The sequence below is a fragment of the Anabaena sp. UHCC 0451 genome, from assembly GCF_034931405.1.
Lineage (GTDB): Bacteria > Cyanobacteriota > Cyanobacteriia > Cyanobacteriales > Nostocaceae > RDYJ01.
The window spans coordinates 104,390-105,068 of record NZ_JAYGHA010000010.1 but is presented as its reverse complement, the minus strand read 5'-3'; the positions used below and the strand labels follow the sequence as shown (position 1 = coordinate 105,068).

1 protein-coding gene is annotated in these 679 nt (G+C 39.0%); it reads left to right on the top strand.

All coding sequences use genetic code 11. The features are described 5' to 3' along the window. Positions 1 to 127: 127 nt before the first annotated feature. Positions 128 to 625, top strand: coding sequence for a GNAT family N-acetyltransferase (locus VB694_RS09110; RefSeq protein ID WP_323359991.1), 498 nt, complete (start codon positions 128 to 130; stop codon positions 623 to 625). The last annotated feature ends 54 nt before the right edge of the window (positions 626 to 679 follow it).

Below are 679 nucleotides of genomic sequence, written 5' to 3'. Positions count from 1 at the left end.
GTCCTTATAGTTGGGTAAACTGTCTGATGATGAATAAATAAATCTTGATTAAAAATGCTCATAAATTTTGCGGTGACAGTGTATTATTTTTAAAGATTTTACCAAGAATTTTGCCCAGAAAGCCGCAATGATCATCCGCCATGCTACAGAAGCAGACTTACCCACAATTGTAGAAATTTATAACGCTGCCATACCTACCCGCATGGCCACAGCCGATTTAGAACCAGTCTCAGTCGAAAGTCGCATGGCTTGGTTTCAGGGACGAGTACCCTCACAACGTCCCCTGTGGGTAGTAGAAATAGATAGTATAATTGCCGGATGGTTGAGTTTTCAATCCTTTTATGGTAGACCTGCTTACCATTCCACGGCCGAAATTAGTATTTACATTTCCCCAAACTTTCAAAAATGTGGTTTGGGAAAGCAACTTTTAGAAAAAGCAATTAGTGAAAGTCCGAGTTTAGGTTTAAAAACTTTAGTCAGCTTTATTTTTGCCCATAATCACCCCAGTTTAAAACTCTTTGAAAAGTTTGGTTTTCAAAATTGGGGATATTTACCAAAAATCGCTGATTTAGCTGGTGTCGAACGAGATTTAATTATTATGGGGTTGCGTGTTGGCGAAAAGTGAAATAGTAGGTTGACAGGTGACAGGTGACAGTAGAGATGGGGAGAAATACTTACC

Coding starts and splice junctions, on each gene's coding strand:
- VB694_RS09110 (WP_323359991.1), top strand. CDS start 128: ATGATCATCCGCCATGCTACAGAAGCAGACTTACCCACAATTGTAGAA.